This window comes from Brachyspira pilosicoli (assembly GCF_019402445.1).
GTDB lineage: Bacteria > Spirochaetota > Brachyspiria > Brachyspirales > Brachyspiraceae > Brachyspira > Brachyspira pilosicoli_B.
The window spans coordinates 1-4252 of sequence record NZ_SRZM01000102.1; the positions used below are offsets into that span (position 1 = coordinate 1).

4 protein-coding genes are annotated in these 4252 nt (G+C 28.0%); 2 read left to right on the forward strand and 2 right to left on the reverse strand.

Annotation, left to right across the window (positions count from 1 at the left end; genetic code table 11):
• Nucleotides 1–98: 98 nt before the first annotated feature.
• Together E6A48_RS04175 and E6A48_RS04180 are read right to left on the reverse strand one after the other, a co-directional pair.
• Nucleotides 99–1400 (reverse strand): replication-associated recombination protein A, encoded by a 1302-nt coding sequence (locus E6A48_RS04175; RefSeq protein ID WP_219708802.1) that lies wholly within the window; start codon nucleotides 1398–1400, stop codon nucleotides 99–101.
• Nucleotides 1393–2400 (reverse strand): hypothetical protein, encoded by a 1008-nt coding sequence (locus E6A48_RS04180; protein WP_219708799.1) that lies wholly within the window; start codon nucleotides 2398–2400, stop codon nucleotides 1393–1395. The genes E6A48_RS04175 and E6A48_RS04180 overlap by 8 nt, the downstream gene beginning before the upstream one ends.
• A gap of 138 nt (nucleotides 2401–2538) precedes the next feature.
• Between E6A48_RS04180 and trmD the strand changes: the two genes are divergently transcribed.
• Entirely contained in the window at nucleotides 2539–3279 is a 741-nt protein-coding gene (trmD, locus tag E6A48_RS04185; RefSeq protein ID WP_219708800.1) for a tRNA (guanosine(37)-N1)-methyltransferase TrmD, read from the forward strand.
• Nucleotides 3280–3382: 103 nt separating this feature from the next.
• Nucleotides 3383–4120 carry a site-2 protease family protein gene (locus E6A48_RS04190; RefSeq protein ID WP_219708801.1) on the forward strand — a complete coding sequence of 246 codons (738 nt, stop codon included), beginning with the start codon at nucleotides 3383–3385 and terminating at the stop codon, nucleotides 4118–4120.
• Nucleotides 4121–4252: the final 132 nt, after the last annotated feature.

Here is a 4252-nt window from a genome sequence, read left to right on the forward strand (position 1 = left end):
TTTGCGGCGGGAAAAAGTTGAATAAAAAAATTATATAAAAAATATATTATAAAAACTTAAAATACCATATTAAAAAATAATAACCTTAATAAACACCACTAATCATATATATGCTTAATTATCCATTCATATCTTTTCTTAAGCTCTCTCTCTTCTCCAATCTCCACCGCTTCATAATAATTTTTTCTAATGCCTTTTTCTAAGTAATCCTGCTTTATTATATGATAAGGATAATCATGAGGATATTTATAATCTTCGTTGCTCTTTCTATCGAATGATGCTGAATTGTTATCTTTTAAATAATTTGGTATAGAATAAAGCTCTCCGTTTCTTACGTCTTTTAATGCTTTGTTAATTGCATTATATGCTGAATTGGATTTCGGGCAAAGTGCCAAATATATAGTAACCTCTGCAAGCGGTATTCTTCCTTCCGGCATTCCTATAAACTCCACTACATTAAGCAGTGATGAAGCTATATTAAGTGCATTAGGGTCTGCTAGCCCTATGTCCTCAGCAGCCAATATGCAAAGGCGTCTTGCTATATATCTAGGGTCTTCTCCTGACTCAAGCATTCTTGCCAAATAATAAATCGCAGCATTTGGGTCGCTTCCTCTCACGCTCTTTATAAAAGCACTAATGGTGTTGTAATGCTCATCTTCATCAAAGTTTAATGCCTGCTTGGTTGTAACATCTTTTACTATCTCTTCTGTGATTGTGAGTCTTTCTTTGGTTTCATCTATTTGTGTGGCAAGGTATGATGTTTCAAGATATGTTAAAGCCTTTCTCACATCTCCATGCGAAAACTTTACTATTAAATCTATTGCTTTATCTTCTACATCAATATCTTCTTCGCCGAGTCCTCTTTTATCTTTTATAGCATTAACAACAGCCTCTCTAATGTCTTCATCTTCGAGGTTCTTAAACTCAAAAAGCATTATGCGTGAAAGAAGTGCATTAGTTAAATAAAAATAAGGATTTTGTGTTGTGCTTCCAATAAGAATAATTGTCCCATTTTCTACTGCAGGAAGTAAAGCATCTTGCTGAGATTTATTAAACCTATGTATCTCATCAATAAAGAGTATTGTCTTTTTTTCGTTGGATAGATTTTTTTCTGCCTTTTTAATAGCATCTCTAATTTCAGAAACATTAGAAAGTACAGCATTTAATTTTATATATTCTCTTTTAGTCTTTTTAGCAATTATAGAAGCAACAGTTGATTTTCCAACTCCCGGAGGACCAAAAAAAACCATAGAAGTGATTTTATCTTTATCAATCATTTTCCTTAGAGTTTTATTTTCTGATAGAATATGCTTTTGCCCATAAACTTCCTCTATAGAAGTTGGACGCATACGCTCTGCCATTGGAAGAAAAGAGTTGTCTTCTTCTGTAAAATCAAACATTGAGCTTTTCAATGTATTCCTCTACAACAGGTATATAATTAATAATGTCTTTTAATTTATCTTTTATTTCGTATTCTAATATGTCTGCTATAGATATATAGTCTTCATTAGAAAATGCCTCTAATACATTATTCATCATACTATTAAAATCTTCTATAGAATTATAAAGACTTATTTTATTTATTTTTATATTGTTATAATCTATAGAGCATATATCTGCCACTTTTGAAAGTATTGTAAAAGAAAAACTTACCACTCTTGAAAATTTTTCTGCATACAAAAATGCTTCTTTATCATTTCCTGTTTGAAGTTTGCTTACAATTTTATCTAATAACTCTATTATAAAATCATAAAACTTAGGAAGAGTACCTATTTTATATAATGCATTATCAGAATTAATATTATTAGAAAACATTATTATAGTATTAATTTTAGCATCTTCCATAATAAGTTCCATTGCAGGAATTAACTTATCATTAATAAATGGTTTAATATCATCATTAAAATAATCTCTTATTTTTTCTATATCTTCTTTTTTTTCTGTTAATGATGTTAATCTTTCTAATTTTACTTCTAGCATTTTTAGTAAATGCATAGAATTATGGCTTTCTAAACTCATATTGCAAAGAAATATTACTCTAGGTATAGAATCCAATATCCAAGCAAATCCGTCTTTTAAATCTTCTATATCTCTTTCAGTTAAAATAGCAGAATCTGTAATAGAAATATTTTTAATATAATCCATTATAGAATTAAGACTTGATAAATAATATTCGCTATTACTAAGAGCTTCTATATATATGTTATCAATATTTTCTATAAGTATTTTCTCATATTCTTCGTCTATATATGGGTGAAGTTCATTGTTGTCTATTATAATTTTATTAATAAGAAAATTATTAGAATTGCACCATTCCTCCACACCCTTTAATACATCATATGCATTTTGTTCATTTTCTAAAGTAAATGATAATTCTTTGTCATTGATAAATATTTTCATTTTTCTACCATTTTTATAAAAAAGATTATAGTATTACATTACTAATTTTCGGCTTTAAAAAATAATTATCTATATATTTTTATAAAAAAACCATTTATAATATACTAAAAATATAATATATGTGTTGGATTTTATTTGATGATAATTGATATACTTACACTTTTTGAAGACTTTTATCAAACCCCTTTAAACAGCGGAGTAATATCCATGGCAAAAGAAAGTAATGCTGTAGATATTAATATTGTGAATATGCGTGAGTTTGGAGATGGCAATTATAAAAAATGTGATGATTATACATATGGCGGTGGTCCTGGTATGATTATGACTTACACTATTTTTAAAAAATATTTTGAGAGCAACAACAAAGGACACACTATAATATTTTCTCCGTCTGGAAAAACATTAACACAGCAAAAGATAAAAGAGCTTTCACAAAAAGAACATCTTACATTAATACTCGGGCACTATGAAGGCGTAGATTATAGAGTTGAAAAAAAATATGCTGATGAAGCTATAAGCATAGGCGATTATGTTTTAAGTGGTGGGGAGATACCTGCACTTTTGCTTGTAGATGCAATATGCAGATATAAGGGCGTGCTTAACAATAGCGAATCTGTGGTAAATGATACTTTTGAAGAGAATGCTAATGGTCTTTTAGAATATGAACAATATACTAGACCCTTTGAAATAGATAATATGAAAGTGCCCGATGTTTTAATTTCTGGCAATCATAAACTTATAGAAGAATATAGAAGAGAGAGAAGTATTATAAAAACTTTTATTAATCGCTCTGATATGTTTAAAAATATTGATTTAACAAAAAAAGACATAAAAACTATATTTAATTATTTAATAGATAAAACAAACAAAACATTATAATTTTTCTTTTTGACATTTACATTGTTTTTTATATATTATTATTAAGAAAATTTACTAAAAGAGAATTTAAACAAAATAAAATAGAGAGAGAATATAAGAAAAAATGGTAAGTGAAATATTTGCTAATAGATTATCAATAGGAATAATATCCTATGTTGTTTTTATAATATCAGCTAGTATGCATGAATATTCTCATGCTAGGGTTGCTTATTTTTTTGGAGACAGTACTGCTAAAAGTTTAGGAAGATTAACATTAAACCCTTTTGCTCATATAGATATACTTGGAAGTGTAATATTGCCTTTGCTTGCTGCCATTACTGGCATACCTGTTATTGGATGGATGAAGGCTGTTCCTGTAGATTCAAGGAATTTTTCTAATTTTGAGAGAGACCAGGCTTTAGTATCTTTTGCTGGACCTTTTGCTAATTTAATGCTTGCTAGTGTTTCTTTTATTATAATAAAGATTTTAGCTTTTCCTGTGGACGGCACTTTTGTAATATATAAATTAATAATGGCATTGCAATCAAATCCAAACATGCTTACTAATATATTTTCAAATGCATTGCCAATAGTAATTACAATGCTTATAATGTTTTATATGATTAATATAATGCTAATGTTTTTTAATTTGCTTCCTTTCCCTCCATTAGATGGTGGTTGGATATTGAGGTTTTTCTTATCAAACAAAGGCAAAAATACTTATGACAGAATATACCCTTATGGTTTTTTAATATTATATGCTTTGCTTTTCTTTGGAATACTAAGAACTATACTTTCATTTATACAAACCATAGCAACATATATATTGGGCAATTCTATTAATGCATTATTTTCTATATAATTACTATATATATTTAAGAATGTATTTATTTTTAATTGATGCATTATTAAAACGATTATTTTATATAATTTTTTTATCGTTCTTTTTCCCGCAGCTATGCTCTGCGGACTTCGTCAAAGTTTTCGCCCTTCG

Bases quoted from the DNA above. Each gene is read 5' to 3' on its own strand.
- E6A48_RS04175 (WP_219708802.1), bottom strand. From the start codon at position 1,400: ATGTTTGATTTTACAGAAGAAGACAACTCTTTTCTTCCAATGGCAGAG.
- E6A48_RS04180 (WP_219708799.1), bottom strand. From the start codon at position 2,400: ATGAAAATATTTATCAATGACAAAGAATTATCATTTACTTTAGAAAAT.
- trmD (WP_219708800.1), top strand. From the start codon at position 2,539: ATGATAATTGATATACTTACACTTTTTGAAGACTTTTATCAAACCCCT.
- E6A48_RS04190 (WP_219708801.1), top strand. From the start codon at position 3,383: ATGGTAAGTGAAATATTTGCTAATAGATTATCAATAGGAATAATATCC.